Source organism: Candidatus Erwinia dacicola (assembly GCF_001756855.1).
In the GTDB taxonomy this organism is placed as follows: Bacteria; Pseudomonadota; Gammaproteobacteria; order Enterobacterales; family Enterobacteriaceae; genus Erwinia; species Erwinia dacicola.
Genome location: NZ_MAYS01000061.1, coordinates 1 through 1,219, shown reverse-complemented (window position 1 = coordinate 1,219; position 1,219 = coordinate 1). Strand labels below are relative to the sequence as shown.

At 60.1% G+C, this 1,219-nt stretch carries 1 protein-coding gene; it reads right to left on the bottom strand.

Features of this window, described 5'->3' with window-relative positions; genetic code table 11:
* Nucleotides 1–116: 116 nt before the first annotated feature.
* Nucleotides 117–1,088 carry a DNA-binding protein YbiB gene (gene ybiB / locus BBW68_RS01630; RefSeq protein ID WP_070133732.1) on the bottom strand — a complete coding sequence of 324 codons (972 nt, stop codon included), beginning with the start codon at nucleotides 1,086–1,088 and terminating at the stop codon, nucleotides 117–119.
* Between the last annotated feature and the right edge of the window lie 131 nt (nucleotides 1,089–1,219).

Here is a 1,219-nt window from a genome sequence, read left to right as displayed (position 1 = left end):
TTTGCAACAGTGCCGTTGCCACGTTGATCTCGCCGTTGAATTCGGGCGAGGCATGCCATCGCCTCTACTCCAGCCTTAAAGGTTTCGTAGGGGTCAGACACGCTTGACCAGATGTATTAAAACCCTGCCTGAGTAATCAATTCTAACGCCCCATCGAGATCCGCGGCACGCCCGGTGGCGAGGTAGCAGCAGGCGATCTGCAGCCGCAGCGACTGCGGCACTGCCACTTCCTGTGCTAGGCAACGACGGAGCCACGCGGCGGTGGTTTCGGCATCCTTTGCACCCGGCAACGCACCGTCGCTCAGCACTACCTCTTCCTGGCACTCTAGCAGCTGTTCCGGCTGCGTACCGGCAATCAGGCTGATTGACGGGCAGCGCTGCGGGTTGGCGTAAACCTCCCCTTCCGTGCCGTTAAGCAGCAGCCCGCGCCCGCCGATATCGCTGAAGAATTTGCCGACGCGCGGAATATATTCCGGGTGCGATACGCTGGCGAGGCGCAGCGCGGCGTCCTCGGCAAACGGCGTCGCCAGCTTGGCCAGCGTATGGGCACCGTTACGCACTCCCATACGCCAGCGCAGGGATAGCTGCTGTTCTATCGCCGGGCACAGCCTACCGATGGTGATAAACGCCAGTTCACCGGCCTCCAGCTTCACCTGCGCTTCAGCCGCTGATGCCACCGGCGCGATATCCAGCTCGGCGAACACCGCTTCGCTGGTAACGCGAGTCGGATCGTCGCTAACGCCATGCATCAGCACCGGGAAACCGAGGCGTGAAAGCAGCAACGCCAGCAGCGGCGTAAGGTTGCTCTGACGGCGTGCACCGTTGTAGCTCGGGATCACGATCGGCATAGGCAGGTGCGCGGGCGGCGTTAAACGCAACATCTGCTCCTGCATCGCCTGGTAGAAGCCGAGCATCTCCTCTTCACCTTCGCCTTTGATGCGCAGCGCAATCAGAATCCCGCCCAGCTCCAGCTCGGGCACGTTGCCAGCCAACATCTGGCGATACAGGTCGCGGGCGGTATCAATATCAATATCACGCGCGTGATTTTTGCCGCGCCCGACCTCTTTAATAATCTTGTTATATTCCATGATTATGCCCAGTTGTAGAGATTAACGACGCCGCCTACCTTCGGTTTTTGGCTTCACGGCAGACGTCACGGCTTTCAGCAGCTCGTCCTCCGGCATTGGCGGCGGCTCTATTGGAGGCACTGTTGCAAAGT

What these genes read in the sequence shown, in the direction of transcription:
- ybiB (WP_070133732.1), bottom strand. Translation starts at nt 1,088, where the DNA reads ATGGAATATAACAAGATTATTAAAGAGGTCGGGCGCGGCAAAAATCAC.